Annotated in this window: 16 protein-coding genes and 1 riboswitch; of the genes, 7 read left to right on the forward strand and 9 right to left on the reverse strand. The window is 70.4% G+C overall.

All coding sequences use genetic code 11. The features are described 5' to 3' along the window. Window positions 1–246: 246 nt before the first annotated feature. Window positions 247–588 (forward strand): hypothetical protein, encoded by a 342-nt coding sequence (locus V5F48_RS09905; RefSeq protein WP_394258548.1) that lies wholly within the window; start codon window positions 247–249, stop codon window positions 586–588. A gap of 132 nt (window positions 589–720) precedes the next feature. On the opposite strand, the gene trxA is transcribed toward V5F48_RS09905, so the two are convergent. The 8 genes from trxA to V5F48_RS09945 all read right to left on the reverse strand — a co-directional run bounded on the left by trxA (window position 721) and on the right by V5F48_RS09945 (window position 15,611). Beyond that, the gene (gene trxA / locus V5F48_RS09910; RefSeq protein WP_282641562.1) at window positions 721–1,041 is read right to left on the reverse strand and encodes a thioredoxin; all 321 of its coding nucleotides are present in this window, start codon (window positions 1,039–1,041) and stop codon (window positions 721–723) included. An 86-nt stretch (window positions 1,042–1,127) separates the two neighbouring features. Continuing rightward, on the reverse strand, window positions 1,128–4,631 hold the full coding sequence (gene addA / locus V5F48_RS09915) for a double-strand break repair helicase AddA (protein ID WP_394258549.1): 3,504 nt from the start codon (window positions 4,629–4,631) through the stop codon (window positions 1,128–1,130). Next, entirely contained in the window at window positions 4,628–7,675 is a 3,048-nt protein-coding gene (gene addB, locus V5F48_RS09920) for a double-strand break repair protein AddB (RefSeq protein WP_394258550.1), read from the reverse strand. Before addB ends, addA begins: the two co-directional genes overlap by 4 nt. A gap of 121 nt (window positions 7,676–7,796) precedes the next feature. Then, on the reverse strand, window positions 7,797–8,498 hold the full coding sequence (locus V5F48_RS09925; RefSeq protein ID WP_394258551.1) for a nucleotidyltransferase family protein: 702 nt from the start codon (window positions 8,496–8,498) through the stop codon (window positions 7,797–7,799). A 92-nt stretch (window positions 8,499–8,590) separates the two neighbouring features. Then, window positions 8,591–10,162 (reverse strand): tRNA (adenosine(37)-N6)-threonylcarbamoyltransferase complex ATPase subunit type 1 TsaE, encoded by a 1,572-nt coding sequence (gene tsaE, locus V5F48_RS09930; protein ID WP_394258552.1) that lies wholly within the window; start codon window positions 10,160–10,162, stop codon window positions 8,591–8,593. After that, complete coding sequence (locus V5F48_RS09935; RefSeq protein WP_394258553.1) at window positions 10,159–12,768, reverse strand: PAS-domain containing protein; 2,610 nt, start codon at window positions 12,766–12,768, stop codon at window positions 10,159–10,161. Before V5F48_RS09935 ends, tsaE begins: the two co-directional genes overlap by 4 nt. 290 nt (window positions 12,769–13,058) lie before the next feature. Then, entirely contained in the window at window positions 13,059–14,300 is a 1,242-nt protein-coding gene (locus V5F48_RS09940) for a M20/M25/M40 family metallo-hydrolase (protein WP_394258554.1), read from the reverse strand. 87 nt (window positions 14,301–14,387) lie between these two features. Continuing rightward, window positions 14,388–15,611 (reverse strand): urate hydroxylase PuuD, encoded by a 1,224-nt coding sequence (locus tag V5F48_RS09945; RefSeq protein ID WP_394258555.1) that lies wholly within the window; start codon window positions 15,609–15,611, stop codon window positions 14,388–14,390. 129 nt (window positions 15,612–15,740) lie between these two features. On the opposite strand from V5F48_RS09945, the gene V5F48_RS09950 reads away from it, so the two are divergent. After that, window positions 15,741–16,667 (forward strand): LysR family transcriptional regulator, encoded by a 927-nt coding sequence (locus tag V5F48_RS09950; protein ID WP_394258556.1) that lies wholly within the window; start codon window positions 15,741–15,743, stop codon window positions 16,665–16,667. Window positions 16,668–16,723: 56 nt separating this feature from the next. Here V5F48_RS09950 and V5F48_RS09955 read toward each other — a convergent pair whose 3' ends face one another. Then, window positions 16,724–18,118, reverse strand: a complete 1,395-nt coding sequence (locus V5F48_RS09955) for a nucleobase:cation symporter-2 family protein (RefSeq protein WP_394258557.1) — start codon at window positions 18,116–18,118, stop codon at window positions 16,724–16,726. Window positions 18,119–18,491: 373 nt separating this feature from the next. On the opposite strand from V5F48_RS09955, the gene uraH reads away from it, so the two are divergent. From uraH to cobW, 5 genes are all read left to right on the forward strand, one after another. Then, window positions 18,492–18,845 (forward strand): hydroxyisourate hydrolase, encoded by a 354-nt coding sequence (uraH, locus tag V5F48_RS09960; protein ID WP_394258558.1) that lies wholly within the window; start codon window positions 18,492–18,494, stop codon window positions 18,843–18,845. Window positions 18,846–18,848: 3 nt separating this feature from the next. Beyond that, window positions 18,849–20,312: an allantoinase PuuE gene (gene puuE, locus V5F48_RS09965; protein WP_394258559.1), complete on the forward strand. Its 1,464-nt coding sequence runs from the start codon at window positions 18,849–18,851 to the stop codon at window positions 20,310–20,312. Next, complete coding sequence (locus tag V5F48_RS09970; protein ID WP_394258560.1) at window positions 20,309–21,589, forward strand: allantoate amidohydrolase; 1,281 nt, start codon at window positions 20,309–20,311, stop codon at window positions 21,587–21,589. Before puuE ends, V5F48_RS09970 begins: the two co-directional genes overlap by 4 nt. A 163-nt stretch (window positions 21,590–21,752) precedes the next feature. Next, a riboswitch (cobalamin riboswitch) is annotated at window positions 21,753–21,956 on the forward strand. Window positions 21,957–22,029: 73 nt separating this feature from the next. Next, the gene (locus V5F48_RS09975) at window positions 22,030–22,506 is read left to right on the forward strand and encodes a DUF1636 family protein (protein ID WP_394258561.1); all 477 of its coding nucleotides are present in this window, start codon (window positions 22,030–22,032) and stop codon (window positions 22,504–22,506) included. Then, window positions 22,503–23,540: a cobalamin biosynthesis protein CobW gene (gene cobW, locus V5F48_RS09980; protein ID WP_394258637.1), complete on the forward strand. Its 1,038-nt coding sequence runs from the start codon at window positions 22,503–22,505 to the stop codon at window positions 23,538–23,540. The genes V5F48_RS09975 and cobW overlap by 4 nt, the downstream gene beginning before the upstream one ends. Window positions 23,541–23,552: the final 12 nt, after the last annotated feature.

Consider the following 23,552-nt stretch of genomic DNA (forward strand, 5'->3'; position numbering starts at 1 on the left):
ATCGGGGAAATGCTCTAGGTTATTGAGTTTACGCGTTTTCTTTACGCGAACCGGTATCCACTTCGCTCGAAAACGCTCGAGTGAGGCACCCGCGCGGCACCAGAGCGACACCCTCCGGGTGCGGTCATCAACCTTTTGTAAGCCCTGCCGCCCGACAAGCAGGGAACGTCTCCCCTGCAGCGGCATTCCCTCTTCAAGCCCCCACGGACACGCGCTGCGCGTCCCAACGGCAGAAGAGGACGTGTGATGATGTTCGGCTTTCGCTTCCACGCCCGGCGCACTCCGCCGCAGGCCCCCGCCCGTCCCACGACCCATATGGTGGCGCGGCTGGTCCCCGCGGCGCCGTGCGGCTGGGTTTTCTTCGACGGCAGCGAAACCCGCATGATCACCGCCGATGGCACCGACCTCATCATTCCCGGCGGCGCGTTTTTCCCCAGGGAGGCGCGGCGCTATGCCAGCGAGAGCGAAGCGAGCGCCGAGGCGGCCCGCCTCAACGATGCGAGCCCGTGCCTGGACCGGCCCTGGCGGGAGATGCCGGCATCCGCCTTCGAGATCAAGCGATTATCCTTCGCCCATGCGATGGCGTAGCTCTGACGATGGCGCAGTTCTGAGACTGGGGCACGGCCCGCGGATGGCACCGTCCGGGGACAAGTGCGGCACGACAAGGCCGCCGCTGCCCGTCAGGACACCGGCGGCCTGGTCTTGCGGAATCAGCCGGTCTCAGATCGCGGCGTTGATCCACTGCACCAGCTTCGCCTTGGGGGCGGCGCCCACCTGGCGGGAGGCGATCTTGCCGTCCTTGAACAGCAGCAGGGTGGGAATGGACATGATGCCGTACTTGGAAGCAGTGGCGGGATTCTCATCCACGTTCAGCTTCACGATGCGGATCTTCTCGCCCATCTCGCCGGACACTTCCTCCAGGATGGGAGCCACCATGCGGCAGGGGCCGCACCATTCGGCCCAGAAGTCCACGATGACCGGCGCGCTGGACTGGAGCACGTCCTGTTCAAAATTCTGATCCGAAACCTTTTCGACCGACATGGCAGACCTCGTAGGGGGAAACCCGGGAAACCACTGAATGTTGGGACCGAACGTAGGGAGCCCCTCCCCTCCTCGTCAAGGCGCCGTCACGGCGAGGTGAGACCGAGCCGCACCAGCGCAGCCTGCAGGCGGGCGGATTCGAGCCGGAAAACGCGAGGACCCGCCGTATAGACCAGCCGTGCCTCGAACGCGCGCCCGGCGAACACCTGCGACAGAAGAGCGCCATAGACGGCGAGCTGTGCCACATAAGCCTCGGCCACGTCTTCCGGCCGCTGGGGCGGGGTGCGGTCGGTCTTGAAGTCGGCGACGATCAGCAGCTCAGGCGTCACCGCCAGCCGGTCGATGCGGCCGGAAACGTGGAAATCCGCGCCCTCCCGCGCCTTCAGCCGGCCGATGACGGGCACTTCCGCCCGGCTTCCCACGCCGAACAGGTCCGCGAGCGGCGCATGGCCGATGACACCGAGCGCTTCCTCCAGCACCTCCTGATGGATGTCGTCCGCCACCTTGTCCGCGGCATGCCGCAGCAGCCTCAGCCCCGCCGTGGCGCGCTCGGGCGCCGGCAGGTCGGGCAGGCCGGCGAGCAGGCGGTGGACCAGATCGCCCCGCACCAGGGGCGACAGCGCCGTCTCGGGCGCCGGCGTGCGCAAAGGCGAAGGGCCTGCGGCTTCGGTCTTGGAGGGGCGCAGCAGGCGCGGCGCATCCTCCGGCGGCGGGGGATGGGGGAAGGCGGGCAGCGCCGGCTCCGCCCCGGTCGCGGACGAGGGCGCCGCCGGCCCGGCCACGGCGAGGCCCGGCCCCTTGTTCCAGCGCAACACCTGGCCCGCGAAGCCGATGGCGTCCCGCTCCTGAGCCTCCGGGGCGAGGGCGGCGCGCACCAGTTCATACCAGCAGCCCTCCGGGCGGGCATGGGCCTTGTCCTTGGCGGGCGCGCGGGTCTCGGCGCCGCAGACGATCACCGCATCCTCGGCGCGGGTGAGGGCCACATAAAGCAGGCGGCGGTGCTCCTCCAGCTCGCGGGCGGCGGCGGCAGCGCGGGCGGTGGCGAGGCGTTCGGGGTCTTCCGCCTTGCGCGGGGCCAGCACCGGCACCTCGCCCTGCGGCCCCGGCACGCAGATGAGGCCGCCGGCGGAGCGCGCCTTCGGCATGTCCACCGTGTCGGCGAGGATGACGATGGGCGCCTCAAGACCCTTGGCGCCGTGCACGGTCATCACCCGCACCTCGTTGCGGCCGCTCTCCATGTCGCGCTTGGTCTCGGCGCCGCCGCGCCGCAGATAGGCGAGGAAGCCGGCAAGGCTGGCCGGCTCGGTGGATTCGTAGGCGCGGGCCAGCGCCATGAACTCGTCCAGCACGTCCGCCGCCTCGGGGCCGAGCCGGGCCAGCATGGCACGCCGCCCGCCGTCGCGGCCCAGCACGCGGGCGTAGAAATCGAACGGCCGCAGCAAGGCCGCCTCGCCACGCCACGCGGCGAGCCGGGCCCAGATGGCCGCATGGCGCGGATCGGGCGCCACCTTGAGCGCATCCACCAGCCGCCCGGCCCGGCCGGGGCACAGCACCAGGAGATCGTCGTCGGTAAGGCCGAACAGCGGGCTCTTGAGCAAAGCCCCCAGCGCCAGGTCGTCGTCGGGGGAGACCAAAGCGTCGCCCAGCGCCATCAGGTCGAGGGCGGCGATATGCTCGGCCACCACCAGGCGATCGGCGCCCGCCACCTCCACCTGCGCATCCTTCAGCTCCTTGAGCGCGCGGATGACGGCCTCGAACACCCGCCCGCGCCGGCGCACCAGCACCAGCACGTCGCCCGCCCGCATGGGCCGGCCATTGCGGGAGGGAATGGCAAGGCCGGTGGCGATGCCGGCCTGGATGAAGCCGGCGATGCGCTGGGCCAGCCGGCTCACCGGATCGTCCGCCGGAACCTCGTCCAGCGGCCGGCGCCAGTTGTCAGGCTGGGGGGCGGGTTCGGGCGTGGTGGTGGGCCAGATCTCCACCAGGGCCGGCGCATCGGCGCGGATGGCGGCATGCACCGGGGCCACGGCATCCAGCGTGAGGCCATCATGGGCCTCGGGGCGGGAGAAGATCTGGTCCACCGCCTCCAGCACGCCGGGGGCGGAGCGGAAGGAATGGGGCAGTTCCACCCGCCGAAGGGCATCCGGCCCCGCCTTGCGGGCAAAGGTGGCGCGCATCTCGCCGAAGGCGCGCGGATCGGCGCCCTGGAACGAGAAGATGGACTGCTTCTCGTCCCCCACCACGAACAAGGTGCGTGTCACGTCCTCCCGCGCGCCGGCGCCGGAGAAGAAGTCGTCGGCGAGGCCCTGCACCACCCGCCATTGCTGCGGGCTGGTGTCCTGCGCCTCGTCCACCAGAATGTGGTCGATGCCCTGGTCCAGCTTGTACTGCACGAAGGTGGGCTGGTCCGAGAGCAGCTGGGCGGCCTTGACGATGAGATCGTCGAAATCCAGCAGCCCGCGCGCGGCCTTCTCCGCCTCGTAGCGGCGGACGGCTTCTGCGGCGAGGGTGAGCGCCGCCTCGGTGCGCTCCAAAGTGCGGGCGCCCAGCAGCTGGTCGGACAGGGCCGCAAGGCGGTCGCGCTCGTCCCGAAGCCGCGCGGCAAGGCCGGGGGCACGGTCGGCAAAGCCCTTGGTGAAGAGGTTCCGGTCCGAGCGCGGCCCGTCCGCCCCGAAAAACACGCGCCGCCAGGCGGCAAGGCCGGACGCCATGTCCCCCGCCTCGGCGGCGGCCAGAAGATCATCGCCCCGCGTGCGGTCGGTGGCCTTGTCGGAGGCGGCCAGCTCCGCCGCCGCGCCCGCCCATTCGGAATAGGGCAGATGGGGGCTTGCCAGCATCTGCGCTTCCAGGTCCGCCACGCTGGCATCCCCCGGAAGATCGAGCGCCCGCGCCACCGCCGCCCGCCGCGCCTGGGCCGTGTCGCCCAGCGGCTGGATGCGGGCGCGCAGGGCGATGGCGGCCTCCAGCAGGCCGGAAAGGCCGCTGTCGGACATGTCTTCCGTCAGCCGCGCCAGCGCCTCGCCCAAGGGCGCGGACGGCACGCGGGTGGCGGCCACCACGAGGTCGGCGCGGATGCGGGCCATCAATTCCTGCCGACCCACCTCGTCCAGCTCGCCGAAGCCGGCGGCCACGTCCGCCTCGAACGGGAAGCGATGGAGCAGCGCGCCGCAGAAGGCGTGGATGGTCTGGATCTTCAGCCCGCCCGGCGTCTCCAGCGCGGCGGCGAACAGCCGGCGGGCGCGGGCACGCAGGGCGGCGTCGGGGGCCGAGCCCACCGTCTCGCGGATGGCGGCGTCCAGCTCGCCATCGGGCAGGCGCACCCAGCGGCCGAGGATGGCGAGCACCCGGTTGGCCATGTTGGCGGCCGCCGCCTTGGTATAGGTGAGGCATAGGATGCGCCCCGGCGGCGTGCCGGCGAGCAGCAGGCGGATGACGCGGCGCGCCAGCACATGGGTCTTGCCCGAGCCGGCGTTGGCCGACACCCAGGCCGAGAAGGCGGGGTGGGAGGCATCCGACTGGCGGCGCGTCGCCTCGGATTTGGGCGTCGCCTCGGGGTCGCGGGCGGCATCCAGAGCGGGATCGGCGCTCATTCGCCCTCCTCCCCGGAGAGCGCCCATTCGCGCACACGGGCCAGATGATCATAGGTGCCGAAGGTGCCGGACCATTGCGGCGCCGCCAGCGAGCGATAGCCCTGCGCCTCATTCTCGAACGCCATAAGCAGGCTTTCGAGGCCGGCAAGCGCGGTCTCGGCGAGGTCCATGGTGTCGCGGTCCTTGATGCGGATGGGCTTTTCCTCGCCCCCCGCCGCGCCACCCTTCAGCTCCACGTAAAGCAGGTCCGCCACCTCCGCGGCCGGCACGTTGGGGAAGGCGCCGCGCCGGGCCATGGCGGCCTCCAGCGGCAGCTGGGGCGAGAGGGAGGCGACCTGCCGGGCGCTCGGCGCCGTGCCGGTCTTGTAGTCGAGGATGTTGAGCTGGCCGTCGCGGCGCACCTCGATGCGGTCGGCCCGCCCGGTGAGGCGGAAGGTGGCGCCGCCCAGCGGAATTTCAAGGCTGCCGGAGGCTTCCGCCACCACATGGTCGAGATGCATCCGCCGCTCCCGCTCGAAGGCGACCAGAAACCCCGCCGCCCGCTCGAACCGCGCCCACCACAGGGCATGCTCGGCGGGGAAGGCCTTCAGCGGGGCAAAGGCGCGCCGGCCCTCTTCCAGCAGCTTTCCCAGCGCATCGGGCGGCAGTTCGCGGGGATGGGCCTGGGTGAAGCGGCCGATGGCCTCGTGCAGGGCCGATCCACGCTCCGCCCCGCCCGGCGCGGCGTCCAGCGGATCGAGCGGGATGAGGCCCAGAACGTGGCGGGCATAGATGGAATAGGGATCGCGCAGGAAGGTCTCCACCTCCGTCACCGAAAGCCGGCGGGGCCTGAGCGCCAGCGGCGGGGCCGGCGCGGGACGGGTGGCGCGGGGCACGGCGGGGGCATCGTCCAGCCGGCGCGCGGCCTTGACCCACACCGCGCCGCGGGCGCGGGCGGCGGTCCATTCCGCCTCGCCCGCCACCGTTTTCAGCCGCTGCACGAAGCGCGACGGCACACTCTGGGTGCCGCCCACCTTGGCGGCGAAGGTCAGCACCACCTCGGCGGCGCCGAAGCCCTGGACGAAATCGTGGGCGGACAGGCCGATGCGCCGCTCCGGCAGATCCAGCCCCAGGTCGCCGCGCATGGGCCGGCTGAGCCATGGGTCGGTCTCGGCGATGCGCGGCCAGCTGCCCTCGATGAGCGCGCCCAGCACCATGCGGTCCACATGGATGAGGCGGGCCTCCAGCGGGCCGAGGATGCGGATGCGCGCATGCGGCTCGGCGCGCGGACGCACCATGGCGTCGGCAAACAGGGCGCCGGCCGCATCCGCATAGGAGCCGAGGTCGAGGGCGGGACCATCGCCCGCCGCCCCGTCCAGCGTCTCGAAGGTGCGCGCCAGCGCGGCTTCCGCCGCATCCTCCGCGTCGAGGTCGAGGGGGCCGGCGGCCTCCTCCCAGGCTGCGCGGTGGGCGGCGACGAGGGCCGAGAGGGGCGCCGCGCCCCTTTGCGCGCCGAGGGCCAGCAGCGGGCCCAGCGCCCGGTCGAGCCGCGCCACCAGATCACGGGCGCGGTTGAGCGCCGCCTCCCCCATGCGCCGGCGCGGGTCAGCGCCGCGATAATCCTCCCGGTCGAAGGCGGCGATGGCGTCCTTCAACCCGTCGATGCCGGCGCGCGGGCGCGGGCCGCGCAGGGCCACCAGTTCCAGCGCCGCCACCGCATCGGCCTTCGCCTCGGGATCGAGCCCGAACCGCGCCAAAGGATGGCTGAGCAGCGCAAACAGCGGCACCGGCGCCAGATCCTCCGCCGCCGCCATCACCAGCAGGCCGGCGAGGCGCCCTGCCGGACTGTCGGCCAGCGGCGTGCCGGCGGAATCGTCCAGCGCCACGCCGAAGCGCGCCATTTCCGCCGCCACCCGGCGGGCGAGATCGCGGTCGGGGGTCACGAGGGCAGCGGTCTCGCCCACCCGCTCCAGGCTGTCGCGCAGGAGCAAAGCGATGGCGAGGGCTTCGGCGCGCGGGTCGTCCGCCTCCACCACGCTGATGCCGGCCATGGCCGTGCCCAGCGCGGCCGGCGGCAGACGATCGGAGAGGCTGGCCCAGAGGTCGGAGGTCTCGGCCTGCCGCATGGTCTCGCTCATCAGCCGCTCGCGGCCGAAGGGGGCCGGTGCGGCCAGGGGCAGCACATCGTCGCGCGCCACGCCGAGGCGCGGCAGCAGGCGGGCGAGGCCGTATTGGGGATGGTCAGGCGCCGCCTCCCGCCCATGGGTGATGCGGGCGAAGGAGGCAGCGTCCAGATCCTGGTCGAGGCCCGGCAGCACCACGGCGCCCTTCGGCAGGCCGGCGATGGCGGCCAGCAACCGCGCGGTGGCCGGCATGGAGCCAGTGGAGCCCGCCGCGATCACCGGGCCGGCGTCCAGCCCCAGCGTGGCGAGCCGGCGCGCTTCCGCATCCACCAGCGCGTCGCGGCGGGCGGCCGGCTCCACCAGTCCGGCAACGTCCAGATACTCGGTGAAGGCGCGCCGGGCGATGCGCACGAAATCCAGCCCCACGCGGAAATAGCGGTCCAGCTCGTCCGGCACGAGGCCGTCGAGCCCGTCCACGGTGAGCCCCGCCGTGGTGAGGTCGTCGAACAGGGCACCAAGGGCATCGGCGAGGGCAAACGTGGCGGCGGTGCCGGCGGCCACCGCCTCCCGCTCGGCCGCCTTGGCGAGGGTATCACGCCAATGGGCCACCAGCCGCGCCAGCACCAGGCGGCGGTGCACCGGCGCGATGGCGTGGGGCGCGGCCAGCACCGGCGCATCCTCGGAGAAGGCTAGCGCATCCTCGTCCACGTCGCCAAGCGGCACGATCTTCGGCAGCAGCAGCACCGCGCCGCCGGAGGCCTGAAGCAGCGCCTCGGCGAACAGGCGCCCGGCACGGCGGGTGGGCAGGAACACGGTGGCGGAGGCCAACGCGAGGGGATCGGTGCGCGGGGCGAAGCCCTCCACCAGCGTGCCGTCGAGCAGCGCCGTCGCCAGTGTCGGCAGGAAGGGCGCCGAGGACGGGATGGTGAGCACGCGCGGCACGGCCGTCCCTTTCTGTCCAGATCGCGTCCCGTTCGCCCCAGCTCACGACAACCGCTAGATCATTACTTTAACGCGTCTTCTTCACGCGAACCGGCGCCCACGCTCGAAAGCGTTTCTGCGCTCAGTCGCTGGACCTCTGGATCGCTTCCTCGGCGAGGGCGATGGCGTCGGGCGTGCCCACATGCATCCAGATGCCGTCGAGGCGCAGGCCGAACAGGCGCTCGGCCTCGGCAGCCTTGTCGAAGATGCGGTTGAGGGAGAAGGCGCCGTCCGGCGTGCCCTCGAACAGCTCCGGCTTCAGGATGGCGGCGCCGGCATAGACGAACGGAACGACCGTGCGTTCAGCCCGGCGCGTCAGCCGGCCGAGCGTGTCCATCTGGAAATCGCCCATGCCGTCATAGCCGATGGAATGGGCGGCCGAGGCGAGGAGCAGCAGCCCGTCCATCCGCTCCGGATCGAAATGCTCCCTCAGCCGCACCAGGTTCGGCCGCATGCCCTCGATCCAGATGGTGTCCGAGTTGATGGCGAGGAATGGCTCCGGCCCCAGAAGCGGCAGCGCCTTGCGCAGGCCGCCGCCGGTCTCCAGCAATTCGCTCCGCTCGTCGGACAGGACGATCTGCGGCGTTCCGCCCCGGGCTGTGAGGTGCGCCTCCAGCATGTCCGCATGGTGGTGCAGGTTGACCACCGCGCGGGGGATGCCGGCATCGGCCACGCGGTCGAGCACGTGATCGATGAGGGCGCGCCCGTAGACCTCCACCAGCGGCTTGGGCCGGGTGTCGGTAAGCGGGCGCATGCGCGTGCCCATCCCGGCAGCGAGCACCATTGCGGTCGAAATCCCGGCGGTCGAAATCCCGGCAGTGGAAATCCGTGTATCGGAAATCGGGGCCGTCGAAAGCCCAGCCTGTCCCTTGTCCGTCACGCGGCGAAATCCTTGGATGGCAACACCGCCTCGTACCACATCCGGAGCGAGCCGAGATCCTGGTGGCTGAGGCAGCGGGCGAGATGACGGCGGACGCGCGACAGGTGGCGCAGGTAGTGCGGCTTGCCGTCGCGATCGTTGAGCCGGGTGAAGATGCCGAGGACCTTGGACGCCCGCTGCGCGCCCATCAGCGCATAGGACCGCGCGAAGCCGCGCACGTCGAAGGTGGGATCGGCCTCGCGCCGCAGCTTCACGTAGTGGCTCACCAGTTGCAGTTCCAGCTCTTCCGGCACGTCCACCCGCGCGTCCTGCGCCAGCGAGACCACGTCATAGGCGGCCGGCCCCATCACCGCATCCTGAAAGTCGATGAGGCCCACCTTGCGCAGCCCCTCCCGGCCGGGCAGCCAGATGAGGTTGGGGGAATGGTAGTCGCGCAAAACCCAGGTGGGCGGCTCGGCCAGCACCGGGTTGAGCGCGCTGCGCCAGAGCAGGTGGAATTCCTCGCGCACCACGCCGTCCAGCCGGATCCCGCGCGCCGGCAGGTACCAGTCCAGCATCAAGTCGATCTCGGTGAGCATGGCTGCCACGTCGTAAGTGGGCAGCGCCCGTTCCACCCGCGGCGCCACATTCAGCGTGCGCGGCAGGTTGCGGGTGTGGAGCGCGCCGAGCACCTCCATGGCCGCATGATAGCGCTCGGGCACCGGCGCCGCTGGCGTGCCGGCGACGACGCCCTCCCGCCCCAGGTCCTCCAGCACCAGCAGGCCCGCATCGAGGTCGGCTGAATACAGCAGCGGCGCCGACAGGCCCTGCGCCAGCAAGGCCCGGTCCATGGCCACGAAGGGCTTCACATCCTCGGCCAGATGCACCAGCTGGCTGTAGGGCAGGCCCCGGCGCAGGGGCGGCCCGTCCGGCTGGCGCGGCGCGTTCATCAGGATCGCGGAACGGCCGGGCGCCACGAGGCGGGTATAGGAACGGCTGGAGGCGTCGCCCTGCAGGAACACCCGCTCGGCGGCGGCGAACCCGCTCTGCTCGATCAGGCCATCGGCGACCTGGAAGCGGTCGAGCCGGGCGCCGACGCTGCCATGACCGGTGAGGATGGCCACCCGCGCCTCCGGCCCCAGACCCGCGCCAAAATCCGTGCCCGCGGCGTGGAACAGCTCCACGTCCAGGCGGTCCGCCGGCAGGCGGTCGTCGGCCCGGTCCGGCCATTCCACCAGCAGCAACGCATTTTCCCGCAGCTCGTCCCAGCCCAGTTCGTCCAGTTCGTCGGTCTCGATGATGCGGTAGAGGTCGGCGTGCACCACCCGGCCGCGGGGAAAATCATAGGCGATCAGGATCGGGAAGGTGGGGCTCGGCACGTCCACGCCGGCATCTTCCGCGAAGGCGCGGATGAGGGCGCGGGCGAACTCCGTCTTGCCCGCGCCGAGGTCGCCGGTGAGGGTGATGGTGTCCCTCGGCCCGAACCAGGTGGAGAGCCAGCCGGCAAGGCGGGCCGTCGCCGCGATATCCTGGAGCACGACGCGGCAGGCGACGGGCTGGCCGGCAAGGCGTTCGATGACGAGGCTCATTCGGCGGCCTCTCTCCGGCCTTCGCCGGACAAGGGAAAAATGCAGGTGGCGATGGTGCCCTGGGTGTCGCTGCCGCGGGCGTCCGGCCCGCGTCCGGCCGGCGCCACGGTGACGGAACCGCCGTGGAGTGTCATGAAGGAGCGCACGATGGCAAGGCCCAGCCCCGCCCCGCGATGGCGCGGGCCGGCGCTGCGGCTCTCGAAGCGCTCGAACAGGGTATCGGCCACCTCCGTGGGCACGCCCGGCCCCTCGTCCCGCACGGTGAAGACCAATGCCCCGTCCCGCCGCACCGCGCCGAGGCTCACCGTGCCGCCGGCGGGCGAGACGGCGATGGCGTTGGACAGGAGGTTGAACAGGATCTGCCGCACCCGCCGCCCGTCGGCGACGAAATGGCCGGCGTCCGGACCGATGCTGACGGCAAGGTTCAGCCCTGCCTCCGCCACCGGATCGCGCACCGCCTCGGCCACGCCGAGCACGGTCTCGCCCACGTCCACCTCGGACAGGTCCAGCTCCATGGAACCGGCATCGATGGTGGCGAGGTCGAGGATGTCGTCGATCAGCGCGCGCAGCAGGTCCGAGGACTGGCGCATGTGGTCGAGATAGTCCTGCTGGCGGGTGTTGAGCGGGCCGGCGAGGCCATCCCGCAGCATGTCGGCATAGCCCAGCAGCGTGTTGAGGGGCGTGCGCAGGTGGTAGGAGACATGGCCGACGAAGGCGTTCTTCAGCTTGTCCGCCGCCTCCAGCGCCTCGGCGCGCTCGATCAGCGCCCGCTCCACCTTCACGCTGTCGGTCATGTCGCGGAAGGTGACCATGGTGCCGCCGTCCGGCAACGGCTGGGTGGCGCCATCAAGCACGCGGCCGTCCGGGCGCTCCAGCCGCAGCCGCACCGCCTCCCGCGGACCGATGGTGGTCACCGCATGGCGGATACTGGCGAAGGCGGAGGTCTCCCCATGCAGCGGCCGGCACAGGGCCGCCACCGCGTCCACGTGGGGCTTCTCGCCCAGCGCGCGGGCATCCAGCGACCACAGCGCGAGGAAGGCGTGGTTGTAGAGGTTGAGCCGCCCGTCGGAACCGAACACGGCCACCGCTTCCGCCAGCCCGTCCAGGGTCTCGCCCTGGATGCGGATGAGGCTGTTGTAGCGGCTTTCCAGAGCCACATGCTCGGACAGGTCGTCGAACAGATAGGTGACGCCGCCCTCCGCATTGGGCGTAACCACCACCCGCAGCATCTGCCCGCCGGGCAGGTGCCACCAGTCGTTCACCGGCTCGATGGCGCGGTAGGCGTCGCGCATTTGCGCACGCCAGCCGCGGAAATCGGCCTGCTCCGGCACTTTGCGGCGGGTGCGCAGGTCTTCCAGGATCTCGCCTTCCGCCGGGTGCTGGTCGAGAAAGGCGGGGGAAAGGTCGAACAATCGCTCGTAGGCCGCATTGTGAAACACGAGGCGCTCGTCGGCGCCGAAGATGGCCACCGCCGTGGTGAGCTGGTCGAGGGTGCGGCGATGGGCGGCCACCGCCTGCTTCATCTCCGCCCGCGCGTCCTCCTCGGAGGTGACGTCGATGGCGATGCCGGCGGTACCGAAGGCCCCCGCCACCTCCACCACCTCCATCTGCCGGCGCTGGCCCTTGGTAACGGCCTTCACCCGCTGGCGGAAATGCCCGTCCGTCCCTTCCGCGCTCGCGGCGGCGGCGCGGGTCTTGCCGTCAAGCAGGTCGAGGCCCTGGGTCCGCGCCTCCTCCGCCGAGGCGGCACCCACCGCCGCCACGAAGGCGGGGTTCACATAAGACAGCGCGCCGTCCGCCCCCCGCAACCAGGCCGGGGACGGCGCCGCATCGAGCAAGGCGGCAAGGCCGGACGCCAAACCCGACGCCCGACCAGACGCCATTTGCCCGACCACCTGCCCAGCCACCTGCCCAACCACCTGCCCGGAGGCATCTCCGGCCACCGGCGCGAGCAGCAGGATGCCGACGCCGGACCGGCTCTTGCCGTCGAGGCGCAGCGATCCTGTGGGCGTGTCGAGGGTCTGGGAGAAGGCGCCGTCCTCCGCCCTCAGGCGGGCGAGCGCGGCTTCGAAGGCCGGCGCGGCCGGGCCCAGTTCCGCGCGGAGCGTTTCGGGGGTGCGACCGAACAGGTCGGCCGGCGCCTCCCGCCCCGTCCACAGCAGGAAGGCCGGGGCACCCTCGCAGAGCAGGACGCGGCAGGCCTGGGCCTCGGCCCGTGCCCGGGCGGCGGACGCCGCGGCATCGGCGGCGGCGCGCTCGGCAACTTCGATGCGGCCACGCAGATCCCCCGCCACGCGATGGCTGCGCAGGGCGGCGAGCCCGGCGATAGCTGCGGCGGCAAGCCCCGCTACCGGCCACAGCGCGCCGGCCGCGGTCGAAGCGGTGTCCCAGCCGGCGGCAGCGGGGGAGACGAACAGGGTGGACGAGAGCAAGACCACGGCGAGGCGGGCGGAGGCGAGGCGGGCGGAGGCGAGCCCGGCGCTGGCGCGACGGGTCGCGCCACCCGGCAAGGCGAACCGACGCAGCCCCGCCGTCAGGCGAGCACCACCTTGCTCACGCCCGCGCCTTCGGCGCGGAACGCCGCTGGTCCGGATGCGGTCCGCCATTCGCCCCGGTATCCTTCCCCTGCCCGACGGGCGCCGCAGCTTTCCTCCGGCGCCCCGCGAATCACTCGGGCCAGTCTACCGAAGGGGCGGCGGACGTTGAAGGGCGCGCCGGCCACAGCACACAGGCGCATCGTGACGTTGGCGGCACGGATGCGTTCTGCAAGCGAGCGCTCTGCGAAAGTCGCCCACCGCAGGCACAAAAGGCCGCTCCCCCTCTCCCGCGAGGGGAGAGGGGAGAACGAGCGGGAAGGCCGGGTGGGGAACCCTACCCTCCCTCTCCCCTTTTGCCCCTAGGCCAGCAGGTCGCGCAGGGTTAGGGCGACGACGAGGGTCGCCTTGTCGAGGTCGGACAGGAGCAGGTTCTCGTCCGCCCGGTGGCCGTTGGCTTCCTCGATGGTGTGGGGACCCGCGCCGTAGAGCACCACCGGCACGCCGGCCTCGGCATAAAGCCGCGCATCGGTGTAGATGGGAACGCCAGTCTCCTTCACCTCTTCGCCGGTCACGGCCGAGGCGTTCCGGCACAGCACCGACGACAAAAGCGTCGTGCCCTCGCTCGGCACCAGCGGCCGCGCCAGCAGGATACGCCGCACCTCCACCCGCGCCTTGGGGAAGGCTGCGGCGGCGTCCGAGATCACCTGGCGCACTTCGTCCTCCACCGCTTCCGGGCTCTCGTCGGGCACGATGCGCCGGTCGAGGCGGAAGGTGACGCGGTCCGGCACCACATTGGTGTTGATGCCGCCGGAGATGAGCCCCACCGTCAGCTGGGGCGAGCCGATGCCCGCCACCTCGGACACCTTGTCCTTCAGGGTCCCGCGATAGGCATAGAGCGCGGTGAGGATGTGGTTGGCCGCCTCCAGCGCGTCGATGCCGGTGAAGGGCAGGGCTGCGTGGGCCGACTTGCCGTTCACCTCCACCTCCAGGTGCAGGCAGCCGTTGTGGCCCACCACCACGCCATAGGTGAAGCCCGCCGAGAGGGCAAAATCCGGCCTGGTGAGGCCCTGTTCCAGGATGAAGCCCGGCCCCACCTCGCCGCCGATCTCCTCGTCATAGGTGAAGTGCAGCTCCACCGTGCCCTTGAGCGGCAGGCCGGAGCGCTTCAGCGCATCGAGGGCGAAGGCATAGGTGGCGAAGTCGGACTTGGAGACGGCGACGCCGCGGCCATACATGCGCCCGTCCACCACCTCGGCGCCGTAAGGGTCCCTGGTCCAGCCCTCGCCGGGGGGCACCACGTCGCCATGGGCGTTGAGCGCGATCACCGGCCCCGAGTCCCCTTCGTCACCAAAGCGGTGGCGCACGATGAGGTTGGTGACCGAGATCATGCCCGCCGCCTTCACCCGGTCGGCCGGGACCGGATGGCGCTCCACCACATGGCCGAGCCCTTCCAGCAGTTCGGCGGCGCGGGCGGCATGGGGCGCGCAATCGCCGGGGGGATTGTCGGACGGCACCTTCACCAGCTCCGCCAGGAACGCATGCTGCGCATCGGCGCGCTCGGCGATGAGGTGGCGCAGGGTGTCGGCGTCAGGGGTCGTCATGGGGCTTTCCTCGGGGTTGGACCATGTTCGGATAATGGGACGGGCCAGCCGCCATGGCCGGCCTCGTCCCGGAAGAGGCAGGGCTGGCTACTTGCCCGCCCCCCAGGCCTTCAGCACCGCCCGGTCTTCCTGCGACAGCTCGGTGATGTTGTTGGGCGGCATGGCGTGGGTGAGGCCGGCCTGCACCACGATGAGGTCGCGGTTGCGGGCAATGTGCTCCGGCGTGTCCAGCAGCACCCCGCGCGGGGCGATGGCGATGCCCTCATAGAGCGGCTCGGCCGCGTGGCACATGGAGCAGCGGCCCATGACGATATTCTGCACCTCGTCCGGCACCTCCACCGGCGGCCCGCTCCGGGCGAAGGCCGTCGTCACCAGCGGTGGCAGGCCGAGGGCGGTGCGGCCCACGGGGGTCGTGGTCGCCGAGATGGCGATGGCGAGCACGAGGCACACCGCAGCCACCAGCCAGCACCACAGCTTGTCGCCACGCCCGGCGTGTCGCTCATTGTAATAATAGCGGATCACCGTGCCCACCACGAGCGACAGCGCCACGATGACATAGGCATAGGGCGTGGAATAGGTGAGCGGATAGTGGTTGGAGATCATCAGGAAGACGACGGGGAGCGTAAAGTAGTTGTTATGCCCCGACCTCAGCTTCGCGGTCTTGCCGTAATAGGGGTCCGGAACCTGCCCCGCCTTCAGCGCCGCCACCACCTTGTGCTGGTTGGGAATGATGACGAAGAAGACGTTACCGCTCATGATGGTGGCCATGAGCGCGCCGGTATGGATGAAGGCGGCGCGGGGCGAGAACACCTGCTGGAACAAGAAGGCCGCCAGCACCACGCCGACGAACACGATGACCCCCACCGCCAGCGGATTGTCGCCGAGCCTGGAGCGGCACAGCTGGTCGTAGGCGATCCACCCCACAGCCAGCCCGCCCATGCCGATGGCGAAGGCGACGAACGGCTTCAGGTTCATCACCGCCGGATCGATGAGATAGATGGACGACTGGTAGTAATAGATCCAGATCAGCAGGAAAAAGCCGGTGAGCCAGGTGGCGTAGGACTGCCACTTGTGCCAGCCCAACTCATCGGGCAGGAAGCTCGGCGCCACCAGATACTTCTTCACCTGGTAGAAGCCGCCGCCATGCACCTCCCAGGCCTCGCCGCCCTTGCCGGCGGGAATGTCGGGGGTCGCCTTCAGGCTGGCGTCGAGATGCATGAAATAAAAGGACGAGCCGATCCACGCCATGCCGGCGATGATATGCGTCCAGCGCAGCAACAGGCTGCCCCACTCGTGAAGGATAGGTTCCATGTCCGCTCAGGTCCCGTAGCTGGAAGGCGAAGGCGCGTTTCTTCCGGTATGAGGGATCTTGCGGCGCCATTGGCCCCGCCGTCCCGCTTGCTTATCGTTGTGAGGGTTCAGGTCAAAGGACGCGGCATCGTGCTCGACAATATGAAGGCCTTCGCCATGTCGGTGGAGAGCGAGAGCTTCTCGGAAGCCGCGCGGCGGCTGCGCCTGTCCGCCAACGTGGTGAGCCACCGCATCCAGATGCTGGAGAAGCACCTGGGCTGCCGGCTGTTCAACCGCACCACCCGCCGCATGAGCCTGACCGAGCAGGGCCGGGTCTATTACGAGGCCATCACCGACGCGCTCCGCCTCATCGACGCGGCGGAGAGCAATGTGTCCGAGCTGGGCGCCCTGCCCCGCGGCGCGCTTCGGGTGACCGCGCCGCTCCATCTCGGCCGGCGCCTGGTGGCGCAGGTCGCGGCGCGCTACCAGGAGGCGCACCCGGAGATTGACGTGCGCCTGCGCCTCTCCGAGCACACCCTCGACCTCATCGCTGAATCCATCGACGTGGCGCTGCGCCTCGCCACCTTCGAGGATTCCAGCATGATCATGCGCAAGGTGGCGCAGGTGGAACGCATTTTGTGCGCCTCCCCGGCCTATCTGGAGCGGGCGGGAGTGCCGCTGCGCCCGCAGGATCTGTTGTCGCACCAATGCCTGCTCCTGAGATTTGCCAGCCTTCGGGAACTGCGCTGGATGCTGACCGACGAGGGCCGCGACCTCGCCGTCCCCGTCACCGGGCATCTGGAGGCCGACGACGGCGACGTGCTCACCGTCTGGGCCCTTGAGGGGCGGGGCATCGTGGTGAAGCCCCGCTTCGAGGTGGCGGACGCGCTGGCCGAGGGCCGCCTGGTGCCGGTGCTTCAGGCCAACCCGCCGAAGCCCGCGACCCTCGCCGTGCTCTACCCCGCCCGCCAGCTGGTGCCGTTGAAGGTGAAGGCCTTCGCCGACATGCTGGTGGACCAGGGCCGCCGCTACATCGCCCGGGAACTGGGGAAGATCGGGGAGCCGCTGTCCGCCTGAGCGCAAACCCAAGTCTAGCTTGACCACGCTCATCTTCTGCCGCCCCCTGCCCCGCGTCAGTGGGCCTCGGCCTGCTTGGCCGCCGCGACGATCTCCTCGGTGGAGGTCTGCTTCACGCCATTGAAGAAGACGTTGAGCAGCACCGCGACGATGGCGCACAGCAGGATGCCGCTCTCCAGCAGCGGATGCAGCTCGTGCGGCAGGTTCTTGAAGAAGTTGGGCGAGACCAGCGGGATCATGCCGAAGCCCACCGACACCGCGACGATGAACAGGTTGAAGCGATTGGTCTTGAAGTCGACGCCGGTGAGGATGCGCGCGCCGGTGGCCGCCACCATGCCGAACATGACCAAGCCCGCCCCGCCGAGCACCACCTGGGGCACCGCCTCCACCAGCGCCGCCATCTTCGGCAGCAGGCCGAGGCCGAGCATGATGACGCCGCCCGTCACCGTCACCCAGCGCGAACGCACGCCGGTGACGCCGACGAGGCCCACATTCTGCGAGAAGGAGGTGTAGGGGAAGGTGTTGAAGATGCCGCCGAGAAAGGTGCCCACGCCGTCGGCGCGCAGGCCCTTGGTCAGCGCCTTCTGGTCCACCGGCTTGCCGGTGATGTCCGACAGCGCGAGGAACATGCCCACCGACTCGATCATCACCACGATCATCACGATGCACATAGTGATGATGGGCACGATGTGGAACGTGGGCATGCCGAAGTGGAACGGGAGGATCACGTCGAACCAGGGCGCCTCCGCCACCTTCTCGAAATGCATGATGCCGAGGAACGTCGAGACCACCGCGCCGGCGACGATGCCGAGCAGCACCGCCACATTGGCGAGGAAGCCCTTGCCCCACTTGATGAGGCCGAGCACCACCAACAGCACGAACAAGGCGATGCCGAGGCCCTGGAGCTGAGCGTAATTGGGATTGGCCACCAACGCGACATTCCCATCGATGATCCGGGGCGGCAGGAACGGCTGTGCGCCACCCGCCCAGTTGATGCCCACCCGCATCAGCGAGATGCCGATAATGAGGATGATGGTGCCGGTCACCACGGGCGGGAACAAAGGCAGGAGCCGCGAGACGAAGGGCGCGACGATGATGCTGAAGATGCCCGCCGCGATCACCGAGCCGTAGATGCCCAGAAGGCCGATCGACGGATCCTGCCCCATGGCGACCATGGGACCGACCGAGGCGAAGGTGACGCCCATCATCACCGGCAGGCGAATGCCGACGCCGAAGAAGCCGAGGCACTGGGCCAGCGTTGCGAGGCCGCAGGCGAACAGGTCGGCGCTGATCAGGAAGGCGACATCCTGGGGCGGCAGCTTGAGCGCGCGGCCGATGATGAGCGGCACCGCCACCGCGCCGGCATACATGACGAGCACATGCTGGAGGCCGAGCACGGCGAGTTTCGGAGCTGGCAGTATTTCGTCTACGGGATGAACGGCTTCGGACATGAGGTCCCCCTGGAGAGGCAATCGGGTCAGGTGCGGAAGGGCGTTTTCGTTTATTGGCGCCATCTTTGCGCGTGGCGCGGGTACCGGTCCGGCGGGTCTGCCCAACGTATCGGCATGCCTAATGAAAGATCAAAATGCCCGCGGTGAAAACCGTTGGTTAATCGGAAGATCTTCCAATATTTTTGGGAAATGGATCGTCCCCGACCGGGCTATGCTGCCGTGCAGCGGAGCTTTTGCCCGCAAGAGCACGCGCCGATCGGCTTGCGGCGCAAGCTGATCGGGTAACGCGTTCTCTTTCTTGGATTTTGGAGACGGATTCACCGGTCAGATTGTGCCAATCTGACCGGGTCCGGCTCCGGCCTGCGAGGGAAAAATGGGGCGCTTGTCCACGCACGTACTCGACACCGTCGCCGGTGGACCGGCAGCCAATGTGGCGGTGGAGCTTTACCGCCTGGAGCCGGATGGCACGCGCACGCTCCTCACCGAGCGCCGCACCAATGCGGACGGGCGCACCGACACGCCCCTGCTCGCGGGCGATGAGTTCAAGGCCGGCACCTACGAGCTGCAGTTCCATATCGGCGCGCATTTCCGCGCCACCGGCGCGCCGGCGTCCGATCCGCCCTTCCTCGACGTGGTGCCGCTGCGCTTCGCGCTGGCCGACGACGGGCACTATCATGTGCCGCTGCTCTGCTCGCCGTGGAGCTACTCCACCTATCGGGGCTCCTGAGCCATGAGCGGACCCTCCACCCGGGTGCCCAACGATCCCATCACCGGCCGGCCCTACCCGCGCGACCTGATCGGCTACGGGCGCACCCCGCCCCATGCGCGCTGGCCGGGAGAGGCGCGCATCGCCGTCCAGTTCGTGGTGAATTACGAGGAGGGGGGCGAGAATTCCATCCTCCACGGCGACAATGCCTCGGAAGCCTTCCTGTCCGAGATCATCGGCGCCCAGCCCTGGCCCCGCCAGCGGCACATGAACATGGAATCCATCTACGAATACGGCGCGCGGGTGGGCTTCTGGCGGCTGCACCGCCTGTTCACCGAACGTGCCATGCCGGTCACGGTCTATGGCGTCGCCACCGCGCTCGCCCGCAATCCGGATGCCGTCGCCGCCATGAAGGAGGCCGACTGGGAGATCGCGAGCCACGGCTACAAATGGCTCGAATACAAGGACTTCACCCGCGACGCCGAGCGCGAGCACATCGCGGAGGCCATCCGCCTGCACACTGAGGTGACCGGCGCGCGGCCGCTCGGCTTCTACCAGGGCCGCTCGGCTGAACACACGGTGCCGCTGGTGATGGAGGAAGGCGGCTTCCTCTATGCCGCCGACAGCTATGCCGACGAACTGCCCTACTGGATCGAGAGCGCCAAGGGCCCGCAACTCGTGGTGCCCTACACGCTGGACGCCAACGACATGCGCTTCTCGGTGGCGGCGGGCTTCGGCACCGGCACGGACTTCTTCGACTATCTGAAAGACAGCTTCGACCTGCTCTATGCCGAGGGCGAGAGCGCGCCGAAGATGATGTCCGTGGGCCTTCACCCCCGCCTCGCCGGCCGGCCCGGCCGCGCCCAGGCCCTCGCCCGCTTCCTTGATTACATCGCCGGCCATGAGAAGGTATGGGTGGCCCGGCGCGTGGACATCGCCCGCCACTGGATCGCCACCCATCCCCCCGCCGGCGGCTACCGGCCCACCTTCATGCCGCGCGGCCTGTTCGTGGAGCGGTTCGGCGGCGTGTTCGAGCATTCGCCCTGGATCGCGGAAGGCGCCTTCGACAAGGGCCTCACCCCTCTGGAGGACACCGCCGCGGGCCTCCACTCGGCCCTTGCCGCCGTGCTGCGCGCCGCCCCCATCGAGAAACAGATGGGGGTCATCCACGCCCATCCCGACCTGGCCGGCAAGCTCGCCGAAGCCAGGCTGCTCACCGCCGAGTCCACCGCCGAGCAGGCTTCCGCCGGCCTCGACCGGCTGACGGCGGAGGAGAAGGCCCGCTTCACCGCCCTCAACGACGCCTACGTGGCAAAGTTCGGCTTCGTCTTCATCATGGCCATCCGCGGCCGCACCAAGGGCGAGATCCTGGACGCCTTCGAGCGCCGGCTTGCCCATGATCGCGACCAGGAGATCAACGAGGCCCTCACACAGATCGAGCGCATCGCCCGGCTCCGGCTGGACCAGATGCTCCCGGAGGCCGCATGAACAAGGTCTTCCCCGTGCCCCAACCTGCCCCCGTCCCCACCCTCGCCCCCCTCGACGGCACAGCGATCACCGCCCGCCTCAAGGAGCTGGCTGCCTTCTCGGACGTGCCGGGCGAACTGACCCGCCTCACCCTCACCCCGTCCCACAAGCGGGCAGCGGCGCAGGTGTCCCACTGGATGCGCGAGGCCGGCCTCACCCAGGTCCACATGGACGCCACCGGCACCATCGTCGGGCGCTATGCGGCCGACCGGGCCAACGCCAAGACCCTGCTCATCGGCTCGCACATCGACACGGTGCGCAACGCCGGCATCTATGACGGCAATCTGGGCGTGCTGACCGCCATCGCGGCGGTGGAGGCCCTGAACGCGCAAGGCCTCCGCCTGCCGTTCGCCATCGAGGTGGCAGCCTTCGCCGACGAGGAGGGCGTGCGCTTCCTCTCCACCCTCACCTCGTCCAAGGCCATGGCGGGCATCTTCGATCCCAGGAGCCTTGAGGACGTGGACCAGCAAGGCATCTCCCGCGCCGAGGCGCTGCGCTCCTTCGGCGCGCCGACCGATCGCGTCGCCGAATGCCGGCGCGATCCGGCGGACATGATCGGCTATGTGGAAGTGCATATCGAACAGGGGCCGGTGCTGGAGGCGGCGGGCGCGCCGCTGGGCATCGTCACCGGTATCGCCGGGGCCTCGCGCGGGCATGTGCGCGTGCGCGGCGAGGCCGGCCATTCCGGCACCCTGCCCATGCCCATGCGCCACGACGCGCTGGCCGCCGCCGCCGAGATGATCCTCGCCGTGGAAGCCCGCGGCCGGGCCGATGCGGACGCCCTGGTGACCACGGTTGGCACCATGATCATCGCCGGCAGCGCCGTGAACGTGGTGCCGGGCGAGGTGCAATTCTCCCTCGATGTACGCACCCTCTCCGACGAGCTGCGCCAGCGCGCCGTCGCCGACATCCGCACCGCCATCGGCGAGATCGCGGAACGGCGCGGCGTGCGTGCCGTGCTCGACATCGGCCACGAGGTACCGGCCGCGCCCTGCCACGGCGTCCTGAAGGAGCGCATGGCACAGGTGGTGGAGAGCCTCGGCCTGCCGGTGCTGCGCCTGCCCTCCGGCGCCGGCCACGACGCCATGGTGTTCCGGGGCATCATGCCCATGGCCATGCTGTTCGTGCGGTCGCAGAACGGCAGCCACAACCCGCGCGAATATGCCACCCCCGCCGACATCGGCCTCGGCGCCGAAGCGCTCCACGCATTTCTGCTGAAGACCGCCGGGGAGGTGTGAGCGGGATTGTATCCGCTTGGGGTGCCGTATGCGTCGCCCCGGCCATCCTCCGCTCCATCCGTCAGGCTGGAGCGAGGGGAAGGTGTTTCGGGCCGCGATACCGCCATCCCTGCCGGCCGGCCGCCCGCCCCGTCCCCCATTTGACATTCTCCCCCACCCTGCCTTTAGTGCCCCAGTCGAAGGTCCCGTGGTCCCACACGGGCGCAAAAGGGAATGCGGTGCGGGAGGTGCCTCCCCATGCCGCGGCTGCCCCCGCAACTGTAAGCGGTGAGCCCCTGCCAGACGCCACTGGAGCCGCAAGGCGCCGGGAAGGCGGCAGGGGCGTCGAACCGCGAGCCAGGAGACCTGCCTTCGACAAGGTCCGCGCCGGGCGGGGTGCTCCGGTTTGCGTCCCTTTCAAGCCTGCGTCTCGCGGGCGGCCCGCGCACCCGTGGATCTTGATGGTGGAGCGCGGCGAGCTTGCGGACATCTCCGGCCATGCCGGCACGGCGGAGCCCCCCGCCGGGTCGACCGCCGGCGAGCGTGACGCACCGGCCGTTGTGCGGAATGATCCGCCGGCCGTGACCGTCTTCATCTGCACCACCTGCCGCAGCCCCGGCGAAGGCGCTTCGCCCGTCGATGGCTTAGCCCTCGCCGACGCGGTCGCAGCGGCCCCGTTGCCCGACGGCGTGGTGGTGAAAGGCGTGCGCTGCCTCGCCAACTGCAAGCGCGCCCTCTCCGCCGCCATGGTCCGCCGCGACGGCTGGACCTACGTCTTCGGCGACCTTTCCGCCGACGCCGCCCCCGACCTGATCGCCGGCGCGGCGTTGCTGGCGTCCTCCGGCGACGGCCTCATGCCCTGGCGCGGACGGCCCGACAGCCTCAAGCGCGGCATGGTCGCCCGCATCCCGCCCCTGTCCCTGCCCGAGGAGCCCTGATGACTTCGCTTGCCCGCGTGCCATGCACCATCGTCACCGGCTTCCTCGGCGCGGGGAAGACCACGCTCATCCGCCATGTGCTGGAGAATGCCGGCGGCAAGCGCCTCGCGGTGATCGTCAACGAGTTCGGCGACGTGGGCATCGACGGCGAGATCCTGAAGGGCTGCGGCATCGAGAGCTGCTCCGAGGACACCATCGTGGAACTGGCCAACGGCTGCCTGTGCTGCACCGTCGCCGACGATTTCGTGCCGGCGCTGGACCTCATCCTGTCGCGCACGCCCCGGGTGGACCACATCCTCATCGAAACCAGCGGCCTCGCCCTGCCCAAGCCGCTGGTGCAGGCGTTCCAGTGGCCGGCCATCAAGAGCCGGGTGACGGTGGACGGCGTGGTGGCGGTGGTGGACGGCCCGGCCCTCGCCGAAGGGCGCGTGGCGCCCGACCTCTCGGCGCTGGCCGCCCAGCGTGCGGAAGACACAAGCCTCGACCATGACGACCCGGTGGAAGAGGTGTTCGAGGACCAGATCGCCTGCGCCGACCTCGTCATCCTCTCCAAGAGCGACCTGATGGACGACGCCGGCTTCGCCATCGCCGAGCGGGCGGTGGCGCAGAGCCTGCCCCGCGCGGTGAAGCTGGTGCGCGCCACCGCCGGCAAGGTGGACCTCGCCGTGCTGCTGGGCCTCGGCATCGGCGTGGAAGACGAGATCGACGCCCGCCGCACCCATCACGACGACGAGGAAGACCACGACCACGACGAGTTCGAGAGCATCGTCCTCCAACTCCCCGAGATCGCCGATGCCGCCGCCCTCGCCGCCCGCGTGGTGGTGGCGGCCGAGACGCCGGACGTGCTGCGCGTGAAGGGCTTCGCGGCGGTCGCCGGCAAGCCCATGCGGCTGCTGGTGCAGGGGGTCGGCCCGCGCGTCTCGCACCATTTCGACCGGCCGTGGGGCGCCGACGAGGCGCGGCGCGGGGCGCTGGTGGTGATCGGCCTCAAGGGCTTCGACCGCGCGGCGGTGGAGCGGGCCATCCTCGGCTGAGCGGCGGGCATC

The sequence above is a fragment of the Xanthobacter autotrophicus ATCC 700552 genome (assembly GCF_043194565.1).
Classification (GTDB): Bacteria; Pseudomonadota; Alphaproteobacteria; order Rhizobiales; family Xanthobacteraceae; genus Xanthobacter; species Xanthobacter autotrophicus_F.

Coding starts and splice junctions, on each gene's coding strand:
- addA (WP_394258549.1), bottom strand. CDS start 4,631: ATGAGCGCCGATCCCGCTCTGGATGCCGCCCGCGACCCCGAGGCGACG.
- V5F48_RS09945 (WP_394258555.1), bottom strand. CDS start 15,611: ATGGAACCTATCCTTCACGAGTGGGGCAGCCTGTTGCTGCGCTGGACG.
- tsaE (WP_394258552.1), bottom strand. CDS start 10,162: ATGAGCCTCGTCATCGAACGCCTTGCCGGCCAGCCCGTCGCCTGCCGC.
- V5F48_RS09955 (WP_394258557.1), bottom strand. CDS start 18,118: ATGTCCGAAGCCGTTCATCCCGTAGACGAAATACTGCCAGCTCCGAAA.
- V5F48_RS09975 (WP_394258561.1), top strand. CDS start 22,030: ATGGTGGAGCGCGGCGAGCTTGCGGACATCTCCGGCCATGCCGGCACG.
- V5F48_RS09935 (WP_394258553.1), bottom strand. CDS start 12,768: ATGGCGGACCGCATCCGGACCAGCGGCGTTCCGCGCCGAAGGCGCGGG.
- V5F48_RS09925 (WP_394258551.1), bottom strand. CDS start 8,498: ATGGTGCTCGCTGCCGGGATGGGCACGCGCATGCGCCCGCTTACCGAC.
- uraH (WP_394258558.1), top strand. CDS start 18,492: ATGGGGCGCTTGTCCACGCACGTACTCGACACCGTCGCCGGTGGACCG.
- V5F48_RS09970 (WP_394258560.1), top strand. CDS start 20,309: ATGAACAAGGTCTTCCCCGTGCCCCAACCTGCCCCCGTCCCCACCCTC.
- puuE (WP_394258559.1), top strand. CDS start 18,849: ATGAGCGGACCCTCCACCCGGGTGCCCAACGATCCCATCACCGGCCGG.
- V5F48_RS09940 (WP_394258554.1), bottom strand. CDS start 14,300: ATGACGACCCCTGACGCCGACACCCTGCGCCACCTCATCGCCGAGCGC.
- V5F48_RS09905 (WP_394258548.1), top strand. CDS start 247: ATGATGTTCGGCTTTCGCTTCCACGCCCGGCGCACTCCGCCGCAGGCC.
- trxA (WP_282641562.1), bottom strand. CDS start 1,041: ATGTCGGTCGAAAAGGTTTCGGATCAGAATTTTGAACAGGACGTGCTC.